We start from the raw sequence: 19,010 nt of genomic DNA, 5'->3' as shown, positions 1-19,010 counted from the left end.
GCCTACTCGGGCGGGGTTTCTTCATGCCCAAGAGGGGGTGCGGCGTGGCTGAGACCCCGCTACAGATGACCGTCCGGCTCCGGGCCAAGATCGAGCGACGCAAGCAAGCTGCCGAGAAGTGGTCGAACGCCTACGAGGGTAAGCGCCCGCTGTTGTTCGCCTCGCCGGAGTTCACGACGCAGACCGGCGGGCTGTTCAAGGATTTCTCGGACAACTGGTGTGCCACTGTGCCGGACGCCACCGTAGAGCGCTTGATGCCGCTCGGGTTCCGGCTCGAAGACGGCACGATCGACCAGGCAGCCGGCCGAGCGTGGCGCCGCTCCGAATGCGATGTGGAGATCGGCCTAGCGCTGCTCGAAGCGCTGATCACGTCCCGGGCCTACGCCCTGGTGTGGCGCCCGGACGGCGAGAACACCGAAATCACTTTCGAGCACGCCTCGGGCGCCGTGGTCGAGTACGTCCCCGGTCGACGCCGGGCCCGTTCGGCAGGGCTCAAGGTCTGGCACGACGGCAGCGCGGAGTACGCGACGCTGTTCACGCCGGACATGGTGTACCGCTGGCAGCGACCGATGCGCGACGGCGGACAGTGGGTCGAGCGGACCGACGGCCTGTCCAAGGGCGAGCCCGCCCACGTCCCGAACCCCCTCGGCGTGGTGCCGCTGATTGAGCTTCCGAACCGGAGCCGGCTGAACGGTAGTCCTCGCTCCGAGATTGCGACCGTGCTCCCGCTACAGGACGCCGTTAACACCCTGTGGGCGCACATGATGACCGCCTCGGACGGTCTCGCCCTGCCCGCCCGCGCCATCCTCGGCATGGATCGGCCCGTCCGCGAAATCCTTGACGAGACTGGCGAAGTGGTCGGCGAGGAAGACCTACCGCTCGACCGTTTCCGCTCTGACCGGCTGCTCTGGCTGGAGAAGGAGGGGGCCAGCATTGCGGAGTTCTCCGCGGCGAGCCTGTCCAACTACCTGGACGTGATCGGGGTTGCTGTCGAGCACATCGCAGCGCAGACCCGAACCCCCGCCACCTACCTGACCGGCAAGCTGATCAACGTATCGGCGGACGCCCTCGCGGCATCCGAAGCCGGGTTGGTCGCCAAGGTCACCGAGCGCCAACGGCACTTCGGGAGCGGGCTCCGCGAGGTCATGCGGCTCGAAGCTCTGGCCAACGGCGAGACGGCCCGCGCCGAAGCCCTCGCCCTCGGGTCCGTGATCTGGCGCGACCCGCAGTTCCGCAGTGACTCGCAGTACGCCGATGCGCTGGTCAAGCTCAAGGCGTTGGGGCTGCCGGACGAAGCTGTCTGGGAGCGGATTCCCGGGGTCACCCCCGAGGAAATCGAGCGGTACAAGCGGATGCGCACCGATGCGGCCGGGGCCATCCTCGGCGGCAACCTGTCGGCCCTGTTCGGCCCCAAGGCCGACCAGCCCGACCAGGCCGAGGAACCGCCCGCCGATGCCCTCCCGGATGCCGCGTAATGGCGTCGTCCGGGACGCTCGCGGCCGACCGGTATGCCGAGGTGCAGAACATCTCCCGGTCCGTCGTAGAGGCAGTACAGGGGCTCTGGCGGGACGTGCCGGCTGACCGGATTCTCTCCGCGATGCAGGGCGAGACCGGCGCGCAGATTCTCAATGCCGTGGTGGCCGGGCAGCTCTCGGCCGCGCAGGGCGCTCAGGCTTTCGTGTCCGGTGCCATGGCAGCGCAAGGCGCTCTCGCGGCGCCGCTCGGTGCGGTCGACCCGGGCGCCCTGGTGGGTCTCGCCATGGACGGACGACCGCTCGCAACCATGCTCTACATGCCCGCCGTGACCACCGCGCAGTCACTTGCCCTCGGTGAGTCCGCCGAGGTGGCTGCCCTGCGGGGCTTGACCCAAATGGCCATGCTGACCGGGACGACCATCACCGACACGGCTCGAACGGCTACCTCGGTCGCCATGGCAGCTCACCCCCGGTGTATCAGCTACGTCCGGGTGGTTCACCTTCCGGCGTGCGCGCGGTGCATCGTGCTGGCGGGCAGGCAGTACAGCTACTCCACTGGGTTCAAGCGGCACCCCCGCTGTGACTGCGGCATGGAGCCCATGTCGACGGATGCCGAGTTCGGCGCGGTGAAGAGTCCCGAAGACCTGTTCAAGTCCATGAGCCCCGAAGAACAGCGGCGGCGCCTCGGTGAGTCCGGGGTCAAGGCGTTGGAGCACGGGGCCGACCTCGGCCAGATCGTGAACGCCCGCCGGGGCATGTCGACCGCCACGGGCGGAGTCCGTGGGGATCTCAAGGTCACCAGCGAGGGCACCACCCGCCGCGGGATCGGCGCGAAAGCGATCGGCGCCGACTTCGAGAAGACGGCCGGTACCCGGTTCGGCCAGACCACCCGGGCACAGCAGCGGAGCGGAGAGGCCCGCCTGATGCCGGAAGCTATCTTCCAACTCGCCAAGGGAAACCGCGAGTTGGAGATAGCACAGCTCAAGAAACACGGATATATCACGTAGGGGGAACCATGCCGAACGACCCGAACCCGAACCCCAACCCGACCGGCCCGCAGGGCGACCCGACGCCGAGCGACCAGGACCCGGCGAAGACCGGCGGCAACCCCGCCCCCACTGGCGACCAGGACCCGAAGACCGACGACCAGGGCGCCGCGCTCACCGCCGAGAAGTCCGCCCGCGAGGCTGCCGAGAAGCGAGCCACCGACGCCGAGGCAGAGGCGAACCGGCTCCGCCGGAGCAACGCCGCGAGCCGGGGCACCGACCTTGACGCGATCCGCTCCGAGATCCGCGGCGAGTTCACCGCTCAGCTTGTCCGCGCCGAGGTACGGGCGGCTGCCGCTGGTCGCCTCGCTGACCCTGCGGACGCCCTCGCGCTGCTCGACCTGTCGGCTCTGGCCGGCCCCTCGGGCGAGATCGACGCCAAGGCGGTAACTGCCGCTCTGGACAGGCTCATTGAGTCCAAGCCCTACCTTGCCGCGCCGAAGTCCGGAGCGGCCCCGTGGGGCGACGTGGGCGCCGGTCAGCGCAAGGCGGCCGAGCCCGAGCCCGCGAGCCCGTACGAGCGTCTGCGGCGCGCGTACAAGGACTGATCTCCCGCGCAGAAACGAACCTGCGCCTTCCCTTCGAGGGCTTGCCCGCCGGGCGGCCCTCTTTTCATGCCCAAATCAGGGGGAAACACTAGATGGCACTCACTCTCGCCGAGGCTGCGAAGCTCTCGACCACCGACCTTCAGCGTGGAGTCATTGAGACTTTCGTGCAGGAGTCGAGCATTCTCGACCGAATCCCCATGCTCACCATCGAGGGCAACGCCTACGCCTACAACGAGGAGGCGACCCTTCCCGGCGTCGAGTTCCGCGCGGTCGGCGGCGCGTACTCCGAGAGCACCGGCACGGTCAACCAGAAGTCCGAGACGCTGGTGATCCTCGGCGGTGACGCGGACGTGGACAAGTTCATTGTCCGCACCCGCGGCAACCTGAACGACCAGCGGGCCATTCAGACCCGCATGAAGGTGAAGGCGGCTTCGCACAAGTTCGCCGAGACCTTTTTCAACGGCGACACCGCGACCGACCCGAAGTCCTTCGATGGTCTGCGCAAGCGTCTGACCGGCGCACAGGTGCTCTCGGCCGGCACCAACGGCGCCCCGATCGTGGGCAACGGCGGCACCGACTCGCACGCGTTCTTCGATCTGCTGGACGGCCTGGTTGCCGCGGTGCCGGGTCTCAACGGCTCGAACGGCGCCATCTACGCCAACCGCGCCGTTATCGCCAAGGTCCGCTCGGCGGCCCGCCGGATCGGCGGTGTCGAGATCGTCCGCGAGGACCTGACCGGCAAGCGCGTCGTCACTTACAACGGCGTTGCGCTGCTCGACCCGGGCCAGACCGCCGCGGGCGTCGACATCCTCCCGCAGACCGAGACGCAGGGCACCGCCGTGGACGCGTCGTCCGTCTACGCGGTGAAGTTCGGCCAGAGCGAGGACGACCGCGCGGTGACCGGTCTCACCAACGGCGGTGTCCAGACCTACGACCTGGGCGAGCTGGAGACCAAGCCGAGTTACCGCACCCGCATTGAGTTCTACTGCGGCGTGGCGGTCTTCGGCGGCAAGGCGGCTGCCCGCCTTAACGGCGTCCTCGCCAAGTAAGGGGGGCCGGGAATTGCCGCCGCGTAAGCGCGCTGCGGCGCCGGTCCCGAAGATCCCGCACACGGATTCCTGCGACGCCCCGTCCCGAGTCGAGAGCTTCCCGGCTGTCGACCAGGACGGGGCCGAGCTGACCGTCACGCGGTGCATCGGGTGCGGCGCCCAACTCGTCGCGCAGTAAAGGGGGTTGCGTCATGACCCTGCCCGCACTGGCCAGCATGGACCAGCTCGCCGCCTGGTTGCAGCGAGACCCCACCGACCTACCGCCCGGGGCCGCCTCGGTGCTCGACATGGCGTCCGCCGTGGTCCGCCGCGAGGCCCGGACCGACTTCACCAGGCGGACCACCACAGCGCAGTTCACCCCGCGGGACGGGTGGATCACGTTGCCGCTCCGCCCGGTCGTCCGGGTCGACTCGGTGAGCGTGGTCGGTACTCCGCTGGCCCCGTCCGAGTTCGAGTTGGTCCGCGACCGCCTACGGGTCAAGCGGTACCCGTACACGCCCGCCCTGGTGACCTACACCGCGGGTTACTCGGCCGTCCCGGCGGACGTGCTGTCCATCGTGCTGACGCTCGCCGGCCGAGTGGTCACCAACCCCAACGACCTACGGCAAGAGGCGGTGGGCGGGGTGAGCGTCACGTACGCCGCGGAGACCATCGGGGCGGGCCTCGCCCCGGCCGAGCGGGACCAGCTCGCGCGGTACCGGCGCCGTGCGGCGGTGGTGAGTCTCGAATGAGTCTCCACTACGGCCAGACCGTCGTAACTCTGCGCGCCCCGTTCGTGGTTGACCGCTACGGCAACACCACCAGCGAGCGGGATTGGACCAGGGCGACGAGTACGACCGTGGCCCGGGTCGACGTCGTCCCCCAGGAGTCGACCGAGGCTGTCGGAGACCGGCCCGTGGTGGTCACGGGGTGGCGGTTGATCACCCGGCCCGGGACGGACGTCGACCTCGGCCCCGGAGACCGGGTGACCGCCCTCGGCCGGCTGCTCGAAGTGGACGGCGAGCCCGCCCGGTACCTGCTCGGAGCCCGGCACCACCACACCGAGGTACGGCTAAAGGAGGTGAACGGGTGAAGTTCCGTCGATTCAAACCGAATAAAGCCGGGATCAGGTCGATCATGAAACTGCCCACGGTCGGAAAGGAAGTCGGCCGGATCACGAACCGGGTAGCGGGCGCTGCGTCGGCGAACGGCGGCGACTTCCGAACCGATCTGGAAGAGGGCCGCACGCGGTGGCGCGGCGCTGTCATCGGGAATTACTCGTTCCCGACCAGCGGCGGGCGCGAAGGCTCGCGCAGGGACCTACTCCGCGGGCTGGACGGTGCCCATGGGGAGTAGGCCCCTGATCCTCATGCCGGACGCCGTGGCGGTGGTTACCGGATACCTCCGGCTAGCCCTCGCCGAAGTCGGCCGACCTGTGCCGGTCGTCTCCCGTATCCCCTCGCCCCGCCCGCCGGAGTGCGTCCGGGTCGAGCGGGTCGGGGGCACCCGAGGAACGGTCGTCTCCGACCGGCCCCGGCTCGATATCCACGCGTGGGCCGAGACCGAATCCGCGGCGCACGATCTCGCCGCCATGGTGCGCGCGCTGCTCGACTCGATTCCGGGTGTCCGCGACGACGTCACGGTGTACCGGATCACCGAAGTCGGCGGGCTTATGTGGCTGCCCGATGACCAATCCGGCAGTCCGCGTTACGCCCTGGCGGTGGAGCTCCACATGCGGGGCCGCGTTCTACCGCCGAGCGGGCCACCTTCGTAGGCGCTGGCTGCCATCATCGTCAAGAGCAGAGCGGGCGGCTGCCGAAAAGGCCTCAATCGCCGCCGCTATCTCATTTTCCAGAACGTCGAGTGACTTCCAGTACCCGTCTCGCAATTTCTCCTTCTCGGCATCCGTTGAGGCGCTTCCATACAGCTGATCGGATAGTTTGACATTTGGAATACCGTAAAGAGCCCACATCAGGGTGCTGAATGCAGCGGCCTTTTCTCGAATCGCAGATGCCAGATTGCTGACACTGCTCGGCCCGAGAAGGGCAACGTCTGTCCAAGCCTCCTGAATTTTGGAATTTGCATCATAAGCCCTCTGCTCCTCCCTCAGGCCCGGCTTAGGCCCCTTGCGGATATCGCGCATCTCTGAGGCGGCCGAAATGAGCGCCTTATACGCGTCTTGGCGAGGCTGGCGCCGTTCTTTCCGGTGTTCGGCGCGCGCCCCTATCCGCGCACCTTCCCGCTGTGCCCTTCCGGCCGCAAGAGCAGCCCCGATTGTTGCCATCGACCCTGCCAAGGCGCCGCACACAGCGGCTAGTCCAGCATCCATGTCGATGATTCTATCGGGCCAGTCAAGATCGATTTTTTTCAAGGAGAGAAGAAATGACTCTAAATGCGAATCAGGTTCGCGTCGCCATTACCGGCGCCGCATACGCCGCGCCACGTGGCACCAAGGCACCCACCGACGCAACCAGCCCTTGGCCGGCCGATGCGGTCGATATCGGCTGGATCTCCGACGACGGAATCACCGAAAGCAATTCGGCAGACGTCACCGAAATCAAGGCCTGGCAGGGCGGGGCGACGGTCAGGAAGGTTGTTTCCGGCTCGGAAATGACGTTCAAACTGACTGCCATCGAGACGTCCAAGACCACGCTGGAACTGTACCACAAGGGCAGCAAGGTAACCGGCGCCTCGGGCAAGGCGGTGCTTGCCATCAAGGCACCCGGTCCGGACCGTCGAATGTTCGGATTCGATGTGGTCGACGGCGATTCCCACATCCGAATCGTGGTCCCCGACGGGGAGGTTACCGAGGTTGGCGACCTGGTTTATAAGGGTGACGAGGCTCTGGCCTACGAACTCACGATCACGGCCTATCCCGCGGCAGACGGGACTGTGGCGATCAAGTTCTCTGACGATCCGGCGTGGCTGGCCGCCCCGTCGTCCTGACTCCCCTTTTTTGCCCTTTTGCAGAAACGTTTCTGCATGATCGAGAGGTATCCCAATGGCTGATCGTTTCAATCTTGACAACTGGGTAGCAGAGAACGGCCGTACGCCGTATGAGTTCACGCTGGGCGGTACGGATTTCTCCCTTCCTGCTGCGGGTGACCTGGATAAGGCCCTGCTGTCGACGGTAAACCTGTCGGCGCCCTCGGCGGACGACATTCTGTCCCTGATGCGAGAAGGTCTCGGCGACCAGTGGCAGGAATTCGACTCGCTGCCCCTGCCCCTTTCCGCGCTGGGTGAGCTGTTCCGGCGCTGGCAGAACCACACGGGTGTGACGCCGGGGGAATCGCAGCCCTCGCCCGCCTCCTGAGCGATCACGGCGAGGCGGTCGAGGCGGACCTACAACGCTACTACCGGATCGATATCCGAGACCTGCTCGTGCCCGGCTCTGGGCTTACTCTGAGGCGCCTTCGAGCCCTTATCTCCGGGCTGCCACCGGATTCCGCGCTGGCCCGTTCACTGGCCGGTCCTGATGCCCCGTGGACGCTGGAAACCCAACTCCTCGCGGCCGTTCACGATCGGCTGTCCGAGGCGAATTGGCAGAGAGGCAATGCGGGGTCGAAGTCGCCGAGCCGGCGGCCGGACCCGATTCCGCGGCCGGGTGTCAAGCAGCCTGGTCGGATCGGTTCGACCACCCGGAGCCCGAAGGAAGTCGCCGCCTATCTGGCGAGATTCCAGCCGACCCCGGGGGGTGACTAATGGCCGTCGAAGTCGGAATGGGCTACCTCAGCATTGTGCCCGAGGTGCAGGGCTTCGCCCGCGAGCTGGAATCGCAGGTCACAGGCCCTAGTGAGCAGGCCGGAGCGGCGGCCGGCGAAAAGGGTGGAGCGGCAGCCGGCGAGGGCTTCACCGGCAAAATGGGTGGGTTTCTCAAGGGCAGTATCCTGGGCGTTGGCCTGGCTGCCGCTGCGCTTTTGACCAAGGGGTTTTTGGATGCCCTTGATCAGGGTGCAATCAACGGCAAAATCCAGGCTCAGCTAGGCACGACGCCCGAGGAGGCGGGCCGGTACGGGAAGGCAGCCGGGCAGCTTTATGCCCACGGCGTCACCGACAATGTCGAGGAAGCCGCACAGGCAATTTCCGGCGTGATGCGGTCAGGCATCCTCCCGCCGGATGCGACGAACGCACAGATCGAATCCATCACCGGCAAGGTGACGGATTTGAGCAAGACCTTTGAGCTGGATCTCGGCCAAACGAGTAATGCCGTCGGCCAGATGCTAAAAAACGGGCTGGCAAAAGACGGTACAGAAGCGCTCGACATTCTGACCGTCGGAATGCAGAAAATGGGTCCGCGTGCCGACGACATGGCGGACACCATGAATGAGTATAGCACCAAGTTTCGCGACTTGGGACTGTCCGCTGCGGATGCCATGGGGCTTATGTCTCAGGGTATGGCGGCAGGTGCGCGAGACACGGATACCGTCGCCGACGCCCTCAAGGAATTTCAGATCCGGGCGACGGATGGGTCTAAAGCCAGCACCGATGCGTATAAGGCGATCGGCCTTTCCGCCGAGGACATGACCCGCAAGATTGCGGCGGGTGGTCCTGGTGCCCGCGAGGGCCTGCAACAGGTTCTCGATGGCATTAAGGCCATTAAAGATCCGGCCGAACGATCACAGGTTGCAGTCGGACTTTTCGGAACCAAGGCCGAAGACCTCGGGCAAAGTTTGCTGGCCTTGGACGTGAATTCGGCCGCGAAATCCCTCGGGGAAACCGCGGGCGCTGCCGAGAAAATGGGCACCGCGCTACACGACAACGCGGGCGCCAAGATCGAGCAATTCAAGCGGTCCCTTGAAGTCGGCCTGACCAATTTTATCGGGGACCAGGTCATTCCGGTTCTCGTCCGGTTCGGCTCATTCCTGGCCGACACTTTCGGGCCGCCCCTGAGGGTGGCCGCGGACGTGGTCCGGCTGTTTTTCGGGTCGTTCACCGGAGCGGGCGCGAGCGTCGACCTGGCAACGTCGTGGATCAACCCGATCATCGTGGCCGGGGCAACGGTCCGCACCGTTCTTGACACGGCCGTTGCCGGTGTACGGGCGTTTTCTGCCGCGTTTACCACGGGCAGCTCCGAGGTCGCGAGTTCCGGATTCGTGGGGCTGCTGGAGCGTGCCGGGCTGGTCGCGCGGAATCTCTGGGACGCTTTCGCGAACTATCTGGTTCCGGCGGCGCTTCAGCTCGGATCGGCGATTGTCGGCGCTGTAATGCCGGTCGTCTCCGCCCTCGGCTCAATCCTGGTCGGGGTCGTCTGGCCGGCTGTCCTGAGCGTCTATGAGGCAGTCTCCGCAAACCTGATCCCGATTTTCGCGGCCGTGAGCGCGTTCGTGTCCGAGCGCGTTGTCCCGGCTCTCCAGATGATCGGTTCGAAGCTGCTCGAAGTGGTCGAGAAGGGACGGCCGACGGTCGAGTTCCTGGCCTCGCTGCTGTCGTGGCTGGGGCGGCTCGGGGCCGACATTCTCGGGGTCGTGATCCCGGTTGTCCTCCGGCTCGCAGGGCCGGCCTTCTCGGCCCTGTGGTCGGCGATCGGAACCGGCATCAGCTGGTTCGGAGATTTTATCGGGTGGGTGTCCTCACTGGCGGGCATGCTGCGAACTGCCGGGCAGGCTGCCGCCGATTTCACATCGTCGGCGAAGCAGAAGTTCGGAGAATTCATAGCATGGGCTAAGGGATTTCCCGGCGCGATAAAGGAAGCGCTCGGGGATTTCGGATCACTTTTGCTCGAAAAGGGCAAAGATGTGGTCCGCGGGCTCTGGAATGGTATTTCCAGCATGGGTTCGTTCCTGAAAGAGCACCTGATCGGATGGGCCAAGAGCGCGATTCCTGGCCCCATCGCGGATGCCCTCGGCATCAAATCGCCCTCCCGGGTTATGGCGGCCCGCATCGGACGCTGGATTCCTCCGGGAATCGCGGAAGGCGTGGACGAGGCGGCTCCCGAGCTGACCGCACGGCTCCGCGCCCTGGTGACCATCCCGCCCGTGCGGGTTCCTGCCCCGGTGCTGGCTCCGGTTGGGGCGCTGGCCGGCTCGGCACAGTCCATCACGGTCAACGCCCGTACGGGGGCCTCGGCATGGGAGATCGGCCGCGAGATCGCTTGGCAACTCAGAGTAGGGGGTGGGTAGTTGGCTGCCGCATCGTTCTCCGGGCAGCCCTACACGATGGAGTACGGGGGCGTTCTGCTGGGCGCCCCCGGCTCCGTGGTGCTGCACGAACCCTCGGGGCTGCTCGACAGCCCGGAGGTACGGGCCTCGGACCGGACGCTGTTGCAGCGGCACGGCGCGAGTGCGGGAACGGACTACCTTGGGGCCCGCACAGTGCAGCTGGCGTTCACCGTGCTGGACGATCCCGCCACACTCGCGGACGTGCTCCGCGTATTCCAGCCGGGCGCCGGGGACAGGACGCTCCGGTTCGCGGTCCCCGGGGTTGCGGGGGGCCTCGGCCGGCTGACGGCTCGCGTGCGCAAGCGTGCGGCTCCGACCGGACCCGTGTTCGCCGCGGGGGCCGCGCGGTTCGACGTCGAGCTGTGGGCCGAGGACCCGAGGCTGTACGCCGACCAGGAATCCACGGCGCGGGTACTGCCAGCGAGCCCGCGGGGGTCGGCGCCGGTCTTCCCACTGGCCTTCCCGCTCGCGCTCCTTCGGGACGGCACGGCCGTCGTTGCGCCGCCCAGGGACATCGAGGTAGCGGGAGACACGCCGACATGGCCCGTCTACACCATCACTGGCCCGGTAGTGCATCCGACGATTCTCAACAGGGCCACGGGCGAGCGAATTACCGTGCAGCTCACGGTGCCCACGGCGGAGGTTCTGACCGTAGACACCGGGGCGCGGGCGGTGCTTCTCAATGGTGCACCTCGGTACGGGGCGCTCTCTCCGGATTCGACCTGGTTCCCATTCCGGCCGGGCACGGTCCGGCTGGAATTTGACGATCTACTGGGCAAAGCTGCCCGCGGGGCGGACGTGCGCTGGCGCGCCGCCTGGATTTAAGGGGGAACGAGTGGCGGGTATCCGTGCACCGCTTTTCATTCAAAAAGGCCAGTACGACGCGCAGGATTTTCGGGCGGCTCTCGCGGACGTGCGTGGGCTCAATATCGGTGTCATTCCGGGATCGGCTGGCGACGGGCTCAAAGTCACAGCGGTTTCTGGTAATTCTGCCCGGGTGGCAGTAGCGCCCGGGCGGGCATGGATTCCACTCACCAAAAATGGCACCCGAGATAGCCGCGGGGCCTACTATGTGGATCTTCCGGCGCCTGGAATTCAGTTTGATCTAGCGACCGCCTCGGCTACGGCCGACCGCTACGACCTCATCATTGCCCGGGTCACGAATGAAACCGATGCGACACCGTATTCGGAGGTCCCCCTGGGGAATTTCGCCCCCGGGAATCTCGCGGCCGGCTGGACTGTCGATGTGGTCCGCGGGGTCGACGGGTCAGGCGCCCCGACCGTACCGTTTGAAAACTGCATTCTTCTGGCGAAGATTCGCGTGCGCCGGGGCGCCCTGGTCCTGGCTCCGTCGGATATCGAGGACATGCGGTTCACGTCCTCGCAGGGAGATCCGACTCCGCTTTCCCCGCTGCGGACAGCTCCGGGGCAGAGTGTCGCATCCGTGGCTGCACAGCAGAATCGCGGCGGGCTGATCTACAACACCGACGAGGACCGGTTGTACGTCAAGGGTGCGACGAGTGCCCGACCGCTCAGCGCCGGGATCTCGCTGCACACGGCGCCTACGTCCCGGGGCGCTACTGGCTGGTGGGGCGCCGACCAGCCGAACGGCGGAAACGGGCGGATGATGACGTTCGACGGTGCTGCCACATCGTATGACCGGGTAGGGATCGTCAGCTACCAAATGCGGTACACGACGTCCGCCGGCCGGTCCGGGTGGACGTCCTGTTGGGTGATGTCGGGCGGCATTCTCCAGTGGGATGGAATACGAGTCAATACCGGTGGCAGCGGCGCTCACGTCGGGGTGACGCATGTGTGGATCTCGAAAAACCAGCCCTTGGCCGTACATCTCTACCTGTATTCGCAGGGCGGTGTACACCAGTATGACGACTGGCAGAGCACGGCTCAGATGACCATCATTCCGGTGGAGTAGGACATGCCGGAATACCGCGTGATCGTCGCCGAGTTCACCTCGGGCGACGTGTGGGGCGAGCTGCTGCCCATTGACCTGTCCTACTCGTCGGAAATCAAAGCCAAAAGGTCGGCCACGGTCAAGATCCCCCTTACTGGCTTTGACTGGTCGGTGCTCCGGCCGTGGCGGTCCCTGTTGTATATCCAGCGCGGGGCGCAAGTCACATGGGGCGGTCCGCTGGTCGGATCGTCGCTGGACCTTGAGAACGAAACAGTGGAGCTGCATTGTCTCGGGCTGTGGGAGTACTACCGGCGTCGGCAGATCACGTACGACGCGAATTTCGTGCAACGCGACCAGGGCTCCATAGTGCAGTCCTTGATTCAGGATTTCGCAGACGGCACGGGGCAGTACCAGTGGAACACCGGCCCGAGGGCGCTCATATTCGACGGGATGGCTACGGGAGTTCTGCGGGACCGTACCTATCGGGCCTATGAGCGGAAGGCGGTCGGGCAGGTTGTCGAGGACCTTAGCGGCGTCCGCGACGGGTTTGATTTCCGCATCGATCACTGGTGGTCCGGAAACCGGATCGTCAACTGCATGAGGCTCGGCCCGCCCTCGGGAATACCGACTGACCTGGTGCTGGAACACGGCGTGACGTGCGATATCCCGCGGATCACGGTGGACGGTACGAACATGGCTACCGAAGCGGTGGTGACCGGCGGCGGCGAGGCCGAGAACCAGCTCACCGGCTGGTGGTACAACCTGCCCGCCGAGACGGACCCGAGTCGCCGAATCCCGCGGCTGTCGGCAGTGCAGTCCCGCCAGGACGTGATCCTGCCGAGCACGCTCACGGCGTACGCCCAACAGGTGATCGCCGAGGGCTCAACTCCGGTGGTGATCCCCGAAGTTCGACTGTATCCGGACTCGTCTCCGGGGCCGGGTGACGTCCTGCCCGGATACCAGGCCCGGGTACGAGCCCGAGCCGGCGGGCGCCTGGTGCTCGATGGGGACTACATGATCACTGGCATGACGGTCCGGGCCGCCGACGGCGGCGAGGACACCACGGTCAGCCTGGTGCCCGGGGAGGTGCTCGAACGTGTCGGGAGCGCTGCAAGTCCCTAACCTTGCAACAGAGTTGGCGGAGTTCGGGCGACGCTTGGACACGCTGGAGAGAACCCCCCGGCAGGGGGCCCGGGACGAACCACTGCCCATGACCCCGTACGAGGGATGGCAGCCCGGTCCGGCGTTCCGGGCCGTTGCTCAGATCGGCATCGGGAACCTGAATCAGCCCGTTCTCAGGCTCGATTTCCGGGCCGTCGCGTCCGGCAGCGGGTACGTCGAGTTCCGCCTGTACGACGTCGATACGGGCCGCACCAGCGGCGTGACCGTCCTCGGCGTGGGGGCCGCCGCACAGTGGATGCGCTGCGACTGGCTGCACACGCTCGACCCGCCACACACCCGAGCCGGAACGTGGCGGCGCGTACTGCTACAGGCCAGACAGAGCGTCGGTGCCCCTGCCCTGTCGGTCTGGCTCGGACTCGCCGCGGGACTGTCGACCAGCTCGGCACCGGGGGCGACCCCCGGGGGGACTTGGACCGCCGTGACCGCTCCGGCCGGCTACTAGAGAAGAGGGGGACCCCATGGACGGGCATGCCTACGACCTGTCGATCATCCTGCCGCCCGAGGACGTGCGCGCGGTCGTCGCCTACGTCACCGGGCAGGACCCCGGCCCGCCGGATGCAGTGTCGATCGCCAGGGCGGGCGAGGAGATCACCAGGGCTGCCGAGGGGGCGGTCACAGCGCTACTACGCAGGTGCATCGACTACCGGCCGCTGGCCGCCGTGGTCACGGTGCAGCGACAGGAGGTGGACCCCAATGCCCGCATCCCGCTCACCGGACCCGCAGACCCCGCCTGATCAGCTCGGCGTGGTGTCGATCGGCGCCCGCGAGATCTACGACGAAGTGATCGGGCTCCGCTCCGAGGTCCGCAGCATGGGCCAGCAAGCCGAGGGAGTGCGCGAGGAACTGGACGACCACGAATCGCGGATTCGCAGTCTCGAAGCCTGGCGCTACGGCGTGCCCGTCGCTGCGCTGACCGGTGTAGGCGGCGCCCTGGTGGCCGTGGTGCAGGCGTTCGCCAAGTAGCCCACCAAACACACGAATTCGGAAACCCTAGCCCCGTCCGCGCACCAGCCGGCGGGGCTCTCGCATGCCTAGAGGAGGCACCTTGAGCGTCAACGTCATCTCCCGCGCGCAGTGGGGCGCACGACCGTGGAACGGCAGCGTCAACGCGGTCTCGCTGTCGGAGCGGACGGAGTTCTTCGTCCACTACGACGGCGCATCCGCAGTCAACCGCACCGGCAACGCGGTCCCGCGCGCGATCGAAGCCGAACACCTGGCCAACGGGTGGAGCGGCATCGGCTATCACTTCGTTGTCGACCAGGCCGGCAACATCTACGAAGGTCGGGGCTGGGGACTCCAGGGCGCGCACTGTCCGGGCCACAACCGCAGCGGGCTCGGTGTCCAGATCGCCATTGGTGGCGACCAGGCCCCGACGGACGCCGCGCTCCGTGCTGCCCGCGCGCTGTACGACGAGGCGTGTGCCCGCACCGGCCGGACCCTGGCCAAGCGTGGCCACCGCGACGGGTTCGCAACGCTGTGCCCTGGTGGCCGGCTGTATGCGTGGGTGCAGTCAGGCATGCCCGCACCCGGAGGTAGCGGCAGCTCGACCGGTACGACCTACGTCCCGTTCCCCGGCGCCGCCTGGTTCAAGGCCAACCCGCGAAGCCCGATCGTGACCGCGATGGGCCGCCGCCTGGTCGCCGAAGGGTGCTCCGCCTACAGCTCCGGCCCCGGTCCGCAGTGGACCGAGGCAGACCGCCGGTCGTACGCGCTCTGGCAGCGCAAGCGGGGCTTCACCGGCTCGGACGCCGATGGCTGGCCCGGCAAGACCACGTGGGATGCGCTCCGCGTACCCAACGCCTGAGCAGCCCGAGGCACAGAATCCCCGCAGGGGTCAGCGGCTGGGCCCTGCGGGCGCGATCGAACCACAGTTGGTGTGATTGCGATTCACCTCTGAATCCTCATAGGCGCCGCCCCAGCTGACACACGCCCCCCTCGCGTACACATAGACGGGACCGGCGTACTGCATGTAATTCCCCCAGTCGCTAACCCACGAATCCGGGACGTTGTCGTTTGAGAGGAACGCCCCGATCAAATACGTTGTGGCGTGCTTCTTGATCGTTACTACGCAGTTGTATCCGGTGGCCGCCGAGTAGGTCAGGTACACCGTCGCTGCCAGGCTTCCACCCCGGGAGTAGACGTCTGCCCAGCCCTTGACGTTGTAACCGCTCCCGCAAACGCCGTTGTAGGCAGCCTCCTGGGCGCTGGCGGTTCCGGGGATGGCCACGATGGAAGCAGCGGAGATCCCCAGCAGGCCGACTGCTGTCGCCACCTGGCGGCCCATCTGCCTGAAGCGAGTGGGTAGAAAGTTTTTGACCATCACTTGATCTTCCCTTTCCTGGCGGAATACTTGCCGACGTTAGCGTGATTTGCATGCCGCCAAAAGAGGAAGTTTTCAGCCATGATCGCAAAAGAACCTTTAAATTCGGAGGAAACATATGAAGTTCGTCAATACCCACCCCGCCCGCCTCTCCAACGTCCTGGGCGCTGCCGTCGCCCTGGTCGCCTACTTCCTCCCGTCCCTTCCTGACGCCCTGGTGCTCGCCCTGGTGGCTGCCGTCCTCGGTGTGGGTGAGGCGGCACAGCGCGCCGAGGACAGCAAGACCGCCGACGCCCTCGCACAGCCGGCCCCGGCCGAGGTACACGACGACGAGCACCCGGACGACGACCAGGGCGACCAGGTGCCCGGTCAGGGTGAGCTGTTCCCGGCCGCCGAGTGACCTACCGGCACGTGGCGCTGCTCGGCCGGGCCCGGAGCGGCAAGGACTCCACGGCGGCCCGCCTGGTCGAGCGGTACCAGTTCACCCGGGTTGCGTTCGCCGATGCGCTCAAGCGGGCCGCGATCGACCTTGACCCGATCGTGGGCGCGCAGCCGCTCGGCATGGCGACCCTGCCCATCCGGCTGTCCGACGTGGTCGGCCGGTACGGGTGGGATCGGGTCAAGGTCGAGTATCCGGAAGCCCGGACGACGTTGCAGCGGCTCGGCGAGGCCGTCCGCCAGGGCGACCCCGAGCACTGGCTACGGCTTGCCCTGGCCAAGCTCGACACTGCCGACCGCTGGAACCTGCCCGTGGTCGTCTCGGACGTGAGATACGCCAACGAGCTTGCCGCGCTGCGGGCTCGGGGCGCCCTGGTGGTCCGCATCGAGCGGCCCGGGGCCGGAGCCGGCGGAGACGCCGAGCACCACGTGAGCGAGACCGAGTTAGACCACGCCCCGGTAGACGTGACCGTGCCCAACTCCGGCACGCTGCAAGACCTTTACGCACTCGCGGACACGCTCGCCGTGCGCCGCTGACACAGCGGGCGAGCGGTGGTGCGGTTGTGAACGGGTGGCCTTTCTCCCTTTCTTCTACTTTTTTCTTGTGTATCTAAAAAATAGGAGAGAACCACAACCGCGCCACCCCTCGCCCCGATCCCGAGGGGGAACCTATGGCCGGTGCTATCCGGACGATTAAGCGCGGGGGGTCGCGGTGGTACGTGAACCCGGAAACCGCGATCAAGTACCCGGGCGTGACTTCGATCATCGCTATGCTGCCCAAGCCGTTCCTGGTCTGGTGGGCGGCCCGGATGACTGCCGAAACGGCGGTCGCCAACCTTACTGCTGTGGCGTCGATCGCCGAGCGGGACGAACAGGGCGCGGTCGATTACCTGCGGAATGCCCACGCTCGTTACACCAAGCTTCGGGCCAAGATCGGCAGCGACGCCCACGACCTTTTCGAGCGCATGATCCGCGGCGAGATCATCGGCCGCGTGCACCCGGACCTGGAGCCATACCGGGCCGCGTTCGCGGAGTTCCTGGAAGTGATGCGCCCCGAGCTGGTGCGCGCCGAAGATATCGCCTGGTCGGATTCTCACCAGTACGCGGGGAGTTTCGACGCGATTATCCGTGTCCGCCTCGGCGAGGACGGTAAGCCTGACCACGAAAACGGCACGTGGGTCACGCTGATCGTGGACTGGAAGACATCCAAGTCGACCTATCCGGATGTGGCTCTCCAGATGAGTGCCTACGCTCACGCGGACAAGGTGATTTCCTCGGACGGCACGTCGGAGCCGATGCCGGCTGTCGACGGGGCGGCGGTTCTGCACATCACCCCGGATGGCTGGGCATTCAAGCCCGTTGCTATCGACCCCGAGGTGTTCGATGTGTTCCTGACGCTGCGCAAGGTTTTCGACTGGGACCGCGATCTCAGTAAGCGTGTCCTTGGCCGTGCGATTGTCGAGAGCGCCCGCCGGCTCATCACCGGTACGCAGCGCCGCGCGTAGCCCCATAACCGAATAGACGATCACCAGGGGCACGCCCGCAACGGGCCGGGCCCCTTTTTCATGCCCAAAACAGGGGGACTTTTCATGGCACTGCGCATTTTCGAGACCGACCCGGCTGCGAAGCCCAAGGCGACGTTCTCTGACGACACCGTGGGCCGTTTCTCCGGCGGTAAGCAGGAGAACGGAATTCCCGTTGCTCTGCCCGCCTGGCGCGTCTCCACGGGCGATCCAGAGGTGGCTACGGCTATCGCTCAGCTCATGGGCGGTTCGCCGGTCGAGACCGATTCCACCAGCGAAAACTTTATCGACGTGGAGACCGCCACGGATAAGGTCAAGGTCGTTCTTTCCGGTCCGGACGCGATTTCTTCTGATCTCAAGCTCTGGAACGGTCCGAGCCTGATTCACCACTGTGATGGTGTGGAATTCCTCAGCCCGGACGAGGACAAGGGCCGGCCGTGCCACTGCCCCGCGCTGATGGAGGACCGAAAGGCCGCCGCTAAGTCCAAGCGTGGGCCGGCCCCGTCCATTTCGGTTGCCTTCCGTCTGGCCGAGGACTACGACCTTGGTGTGTTCAAGCTCCAGACCGGTTCTTGGAAGCTCGCGGAAGTTCTCCACGAGGTGGACAACGCCCTTTCCAAGATCGATGGCGAGGCCCTGTGCTCCCTTGAGCTGGAGCTGGTGGAATACACCACCAAGAAGGGCCGCGACGTTTCTTACCGCAAGCCCGTAATCCGCGTGATCAAGGCGTGGAACGAGGCGATTGCGGACCCGAAGTTCTAGCCGGATAAGCGAATTGGGGCCCCATGGGAAACACGGCCGCGGGGCCCCTTTTCGCGCCCGGACGGGGGTATTCCTTGCCTATTCTCGAATTGTGTGCCGGAGTCGGCGCGCTCGGTGTCGTGGCCGAGCATATCATGTCTGACCAGGTGCGATACGTAGCCGAGATCGACCCGGGTGCCTGCGCGGTCCTGGCCGAACGCTACCCGGACGCCAGAAACCTGGGTGACGTCACGGAAATCGACTGGTCTGCCCTGGTGGGCGAAGTTGACGTTATCACTTCCGGTTTTCCGTGCCAGGGAATCAGTAATGCAGGGCTGCGAAAGGGGTTGGCCGATGAGCGCTCGGGGATTTGGTTCACGGTCCTTGAAGCGATTCGCGTTCTACGACCGAGAATCGTTTTCCTGGAGAACGTTTCGGCGATCCTCCGCCGGGGCCTCCCGGAAGTCGTCGCCGGGCTGGCCGAGATCGGGTATGACACTCGATGGAGTTGTATTCGAGCATCAGATATCGGAGCAGCCCACCACCGCGACCGCTGGTTCTGCGTTGCGGTGCCTCAAAACTCCCACGGCGAATCTTGGGATAAATGGAGGGCCGCAGCACCCCGACAAGCGCAAGGCC

Annotated in this window: 25 protein-coding genes; 23 read left to right on the top strand and 2 right to left on the bottom strand. The window is 66.2% G+C overall.

Annotated elements, in window-relative coordinates:
• The first annotated feature begins 44 nt into the window (after nt 1-44).
• The 8 genes from ACFRMQ_RS09600 (at nt 45) to ACFRMQ_RS09565 (ending at nt 5,871) form a co-directional block, all read left to right on the top strand.
• Nucleotides 45-1,475, top strand: a complete 1,431-nt coding sequence (locus tag ACFRMQ_RS09600) for a phage portal protein (protein WP_380728733.1) — start codon at nt 45-47, stop codon at nt 1,473-1,475.
• A complete protein-coding gene (locus ACFRMQ_RS09595) occupies nt 1,475-2,482 on the top strand; it encodes a hypothetical protein (RefSeq protein ID WP_380728731.1) in 1,008 nt (335 codons plus the stop codon). The genes ACFRMQ_RS09600 and ACFRMQ_RS09595 overlap by 1 nt, the downstream gene beginning before the upstream one ends.
• A gap of 8 nt (nt 2,483-2,490) precedes the next feature.
• Nucleotides 2,491-3,069, top strand: a complete 579-nt coding sequence (locus ACFRMQ_RS09590; protein WP_380728729.1) for a hypothetical protein — start codon at nt 2,491-2,493, stop codon at nt 3,067-3,069.
• Between the two features lie 92 nt (nt 3,070-3,161).
• Nucleotides 3,162-4,118, top strand: coding sequence for a major capsid protein (locus ACFRMQ_RS09585; protein WP_380728727.1), 957 nt, complete (start codon nt 3,162-3,164; stop codon nt 4,116-4,118).
• 191 nt (nt 4,119-4,309) lie between these two features.
• Nucleotides 4,310-4,849, top strand: a complete 540-nt coding sequence (locus ACFRMQ_RS09580; RefSeq protein ID WP_380728725.1) for a hypothetical protein — start codon at nt 4,310-4,312, stop codon at nt 4,847-4,849.
• Entirely contained in the window at nt 4,846-5,190 is a 345-nt protein-coding gene (locus tag ACFRMQ_RS09575; protein ID WP_380728723.1) for a hypothetical protein, read from the top strand. Before ACFRMQ_RS09580 ends, ACFRMQ_RS09575 begins: the two co-directional genes overlap by 4 nt.
• Nucleotides 5,187-5,453: a hypothetical protein gene (locus ACFRMQ_RS09570; protein ID WP_380728721.1), complete on the top strand. Its 267-nt coding sequence runs from the start codon at nt 5,187-5,189 to the stop codon at nt 5,451-5,453. Before ACFRMQ_RS09575 ends, ACFRMQ_RS09570 begins: the two co-directional genes overlap by 4 nt.
• 13 nt (nt 5,454-5,466) lie before the next feature.
• A complete protein-coding gene (locus ACFRMQ_RS09565; protein ID WP_380728719.1) occupies nt 5,467-5,871 on the top strand; it encodes a hypothetical protein in 405 nt (134 codons plus the stop codon).
• On the opposite strand, the gene ACFRMQ_RS09560 is transcribed toward ACFRMQ_RS09565, so the two are convergent.
• Nucleotides 5,845-6,426 carry a hypothetical protein gene (locus ACFRMQ_RS09560; RefSeq protein WP_380728717.1) on the bottom strand — a complete coding sequence of 194 codons (582 nt, stop codon included), beginning with the start codon at nt 6,424-6,426 and terminating at the stop codon, nt 5,845-5,847. The two genes, ACFRMQ_RS09565 and ACFRMQ_RS09560, sit on opposite strands and share 27 nt — an antisense overlap.
• Before the next feature lie 53 nt (nt 6,427-6,479).
• Between ACFRMQ_RS09560 and ACFRMQ_RS09555 the strand changes: the two genes are divergently transcribed.
• The 10 genes from ACFRMQ_RS09555 to ACFRMQ_RS09510 all read left to right on the top strand — a co-directional run bounded on the left by ACFRMQ_RS09555 (nt 6,480) and on the right by ACFRMQ_RS09510 (nt 15,153).
• The gene (locus ACFRMQ_RS09555) at nt 6,480-7,043 is read left to right on the top strand and encodes a hypothetical protein (RefSeq protein ID WP_380728715.1); all 564 of its coding nucleotides are present in this window, start codon (nt 6,480-6,482) and stop codon (nt 7,041-7,043) included.
• 55 nt (nt 7,044-7,098) lie between these two features.
• Entirely contained in the window at nt 7,099-7,410 is a 312-nt protein-coding gene (locus ACFRMQ_RS09550; RefSeq protein ID WP_380728713.1) for a hypothetical protein, read from the top strand.
• 388 nt (nt 7,411-7,798) lie between these two features.
• A complete protein-coding gene (locus tag ACFRMQ_RS09545; protein WP_380728710.1) occupies nt 7,799-10,216 on the top strand; it encodes a phage tail tape measure protein in 2,418 nt (805 codons plus the stop codon).
• The gene (locus ACFRMQ_RS09540; RefSeq protein WP_380728707.1) at nt 10,217-11,080 is read left to right on the top strand and encodes a phage distal tail protein; all 864 of its coding nucleotides are present in this window, start codon (nt 10,217-10,219) and stop codon (nt 11,078-11,080) included.
• 10 nt (nt 11,081-11,090) lie between these two features.
• Complete coding sequence (locus ACFRMQ_RS09535; protein WP_380728705.1) at nt 11,091-12,188, top strand: hypothetical protein; 1,098 nt, start codon at nt 11,091-11,093, stop codon at nt 12,186-12,188.
• Between the two features lie 3 nt (nt 12,189-12,191).
• Nucleotides 12,192-13,289: a hypothetical protein gene (locus tag ACFRMQ_RS09530; RefSeq protein ID WP_380728703.1), complete on the top strand. Its 1,098-nt coding sequence runs from the start codon at nt 12,192-12,194 to the stop codon at nt 13,287-13,289.
• Between the two features lie 88 nt (nt 13,290-13,377).
• Entirely contained in the window at nt 13,378-13,791 is a 414-nt protein-coding gene (locus tag ACFRMQ_RS09525) for a hypothetical protein (RefSeq protein WP_380728701.1), read from the top strand.
• A gap of 16 nt (nt 13,792-13,807) precedes the next feature.
• A complete protein-coding gene (locus ACFRMQ_RS09520; protein ID WP_380728699.1) occupies nt 13,808-14,083 on the top strand; it encodes a hypothetical protein in 276 nt (91 codons plus the stop codon).
• A complete protein-coding gene (locus ACFRMQ_RS09515; RefSeq protein WP_380728697.1) occupies nt 14,043-14,312 on the top strand; it encodes a hypothetical protein in 270 nt (89 codons plus the stop codon). Before ACFRMQ_RS09520 ends, ACFRMQ_RS09515 begins: the two co-directional genes overlap by 41 nt.
• An 82-nt stretch (nt 14,313-14,394) precedes the next feature.
• Nucleotides 14,395-15,153, top strand: coding sequence for a peptidoglycan-binding protein (locus ACFRMQ_RS09510; protein WP_380728695.1), 759 nt, complete (start codon nt 14,395-14,397; stop codon nt 15,151-15,153).
• A gap of 30 nt (nt 15,154-15,183) precedes the next feature.
• Here ACFRMQ_RS09510 and ACFRMQ_RS09505 read toward each other — a convergent pair whose 3' ends face one another.
• Nucleotides 15,184-15,672: a spore-associated protein A gene (locus tag ACFRMQ_RS09505; RefSeq protein ID WP_380728693.1), complete on the bottom strand. Its 489-nt coding sequence runs from the start codon at nt 15,670-15,672 to the stop codon at nt 15,184-15,186.
• Between the two features lie 115 nt (nt 15,673-15,787).
• On the opposite strand from ACFRMQ_RS09505, the gene ACFRMQ_RS09500 reads away from it, so the two are divergent.
• The 5 genes from ACFRMQ_RS09500 to ACFRMQ_RS09480 all read left to right on the top strand — a co-directional run.
• The gene (locus ACFRMQ_RS09500; protein ID WP_380728691.1) at nt 15,788-16,069 is read left to right on the top strand and encodes a hypothetical protein; all 282 of its coding nucleotides are present in this window, start codon (nt 15,788-15,790) and stop codon (nt 16,067-16,069) included.
• Nucleotides 16,070-16,080: 11 nt separating this feature from the next.
• Nucleotides 16,081-16,644, top strand: a complete 564-nt coding sequence (locus ACFRMQ_RS09495) for a hypothetical protein (RefSeq protein WP_380728689.1) — start codon at nt 16,081-16,083, stop codon at nt 16,642-16,644.
• A gap of 182 nt (nt 16,645-16,826) precedes the next feature.
• Complete coding sequence (locus ACFRMQ_RS09490) at nt 16,827-17,612, top strand: hypothetical protein (RefSeq protein WP_380728687.1); 786 nt, start codon at nt 16,827-16,829, stop codon at nt 17,610-17,612.
• An 84-nt stretch (nt 17,613-17,696) separates the two neighbouring features.
• Nucleotides 17,697-18,392: a hypothetical protein gene (locus ACFRMQ_RS09485; RefSeq protein WP_380728685.1), complete on the top strand. Its 696-nt coding sequence runs from the start codon at nt 17,697-17,699 to the stop codon at nt 18,390-18,392.
• Nucleotides 18,393-18,511: 119 nt separating this feature from the next.
• Nucleotides 18,512-19,010, top strand: a 499-nt coding sequence (locus ACFRMQ_RS09480; RefSeq protein WP_380728683.1) for a DNA cytosine methyltransferase, incomplete at its 3' end; no start/stop codon positions are given.

The organism is Kitasatospora sp. NPDC056783, assembly GCF_042789895.1.
Lineage (GTDB): Bacteria > Actinomycetota > Actinomycetes > Streptomycetales > Streptomycetaceae > Kitasatospora.
Note: the sequence above shows the minus strand (reverse complement) of the source record. Positions and strands in the feature narration are given on the sequence as shown.

Bases quoted from the DNA above. Each gene is read 5' to 3' on its own strand.
- ACFRMQ_RS09595 (WP_380728731.1), top strand. From the start codon at position 1,475: ATGGCGTCGTCCGGGACGCTCGCGGCCGACCGGTATGCCGAGGTGCAG.
- ACFRMQ_RS09525 (WP_380728701.1), top strand. From the start codon at position 13,378: ATGACCCCGTACGAGGGATGGCAGCCCGGTCCGGCGTTCCGGGCCGTT.
- ACFRMQ_RS09550 (WP_380728713.1), top strand. From the start codon at position 7,099: ATGGCTGATCGTTTCAATCTTGACAACTGGGTAGCAGAGAACGGCCGT.
- ACFRMQ_RS09500 (WP_380728691.1), top strand. From the start codon at position 15,788: ATGAAGTTCGTCAATACCCACCCCGCCCGCCTCTCCAACGTCCTGGGC.
- ACFRMQ_RS09530 (WP_380728703.1), top strand. From the start codon at position 12,192: ATGCCGGAATACCGCGTGATCGTCGCCGAGTTCACCTCGGGCGACGTG.
- ACFRMQ_RS09585 (WP_380728727.1), top strand. From the start codon at position 3,162: ATGGCACTCACTCTCGCCGAGGCTGCGAAGCTCTCGACCACCGACCTT.
- ACFRMQ_RS09515 (WP_380728697.1), top strand. From the start codon at position 14,043: ATGCCCGCATCCCGCTCACCGGACCCGCAGACCCCGCCTGATCAGCTC.
- ACFRMQ_RS09555 (WP_380728715.1), top strand. From the start codon at position 6,480: ATGACTCTAAATGCGAATCAGGTTCGCGTCGCCATTACCGGCGCCGCA.
- ACFRMQ_RS09560 (WP_380728717.1), bottom strand. From the start codon at position 6,426: ATGGATGCTGGACTAGCCGCTGTGTGCGGCGCCTTGGCAGGGTCGATG.
- ACFRMQ_RS09520 (WP_380728699.1), top strand. From the start codon at position 13,808: ATGGACGGGCATGCCTACGACCTGTCGATCATCCTGCCGCCCGAGGAC.
- ACFRMQ_RS09485 (WP_380728685.1), top strand. From the start codon at position 17,697: ATGGCACTGCGCATTTTCGAGACCGACCCGGCTGCGAAGCCCAAGGCG.
- ACFRMQ_RS09575 (WP_380728723.1), top strand. From the start codon at position 4,846: ATGAGTCTCCACTACGGCCAGACCGTCGTAACTCTGCGCGCCCCGTTC.
- ACFRMQ_RS09565 (WP_380728719.1), top strand. From the start codon at position 5,467: ATGCCGGACGCCGTGGCGGTGGTTACCGGATACCTCCGGCTAGCCCTC.
- ACFRMQ_RS09545 (WP_380728710.1), top strand. From the start codon at position 7,799: ATGGCCGTCGAAGTCGGAATGGGCTACCTCAGCATTGTGCCCGAGGTG.
- ACFRMQ_RS09580 (WP_380728725.1), top strand. From the start codon at position 4,310: ATGACCCTGCCCGCACTGGCCAGCATGGACCAGCTCGCCGCCTGGTTG.
- ACFRMQ_RS09590 (WP_380728729.1), top strand. From the start codon at position 2,491: ATGCCGAACGACCCGAACCCGAACCCCAACCCGACCGGCCCGCAGGGC.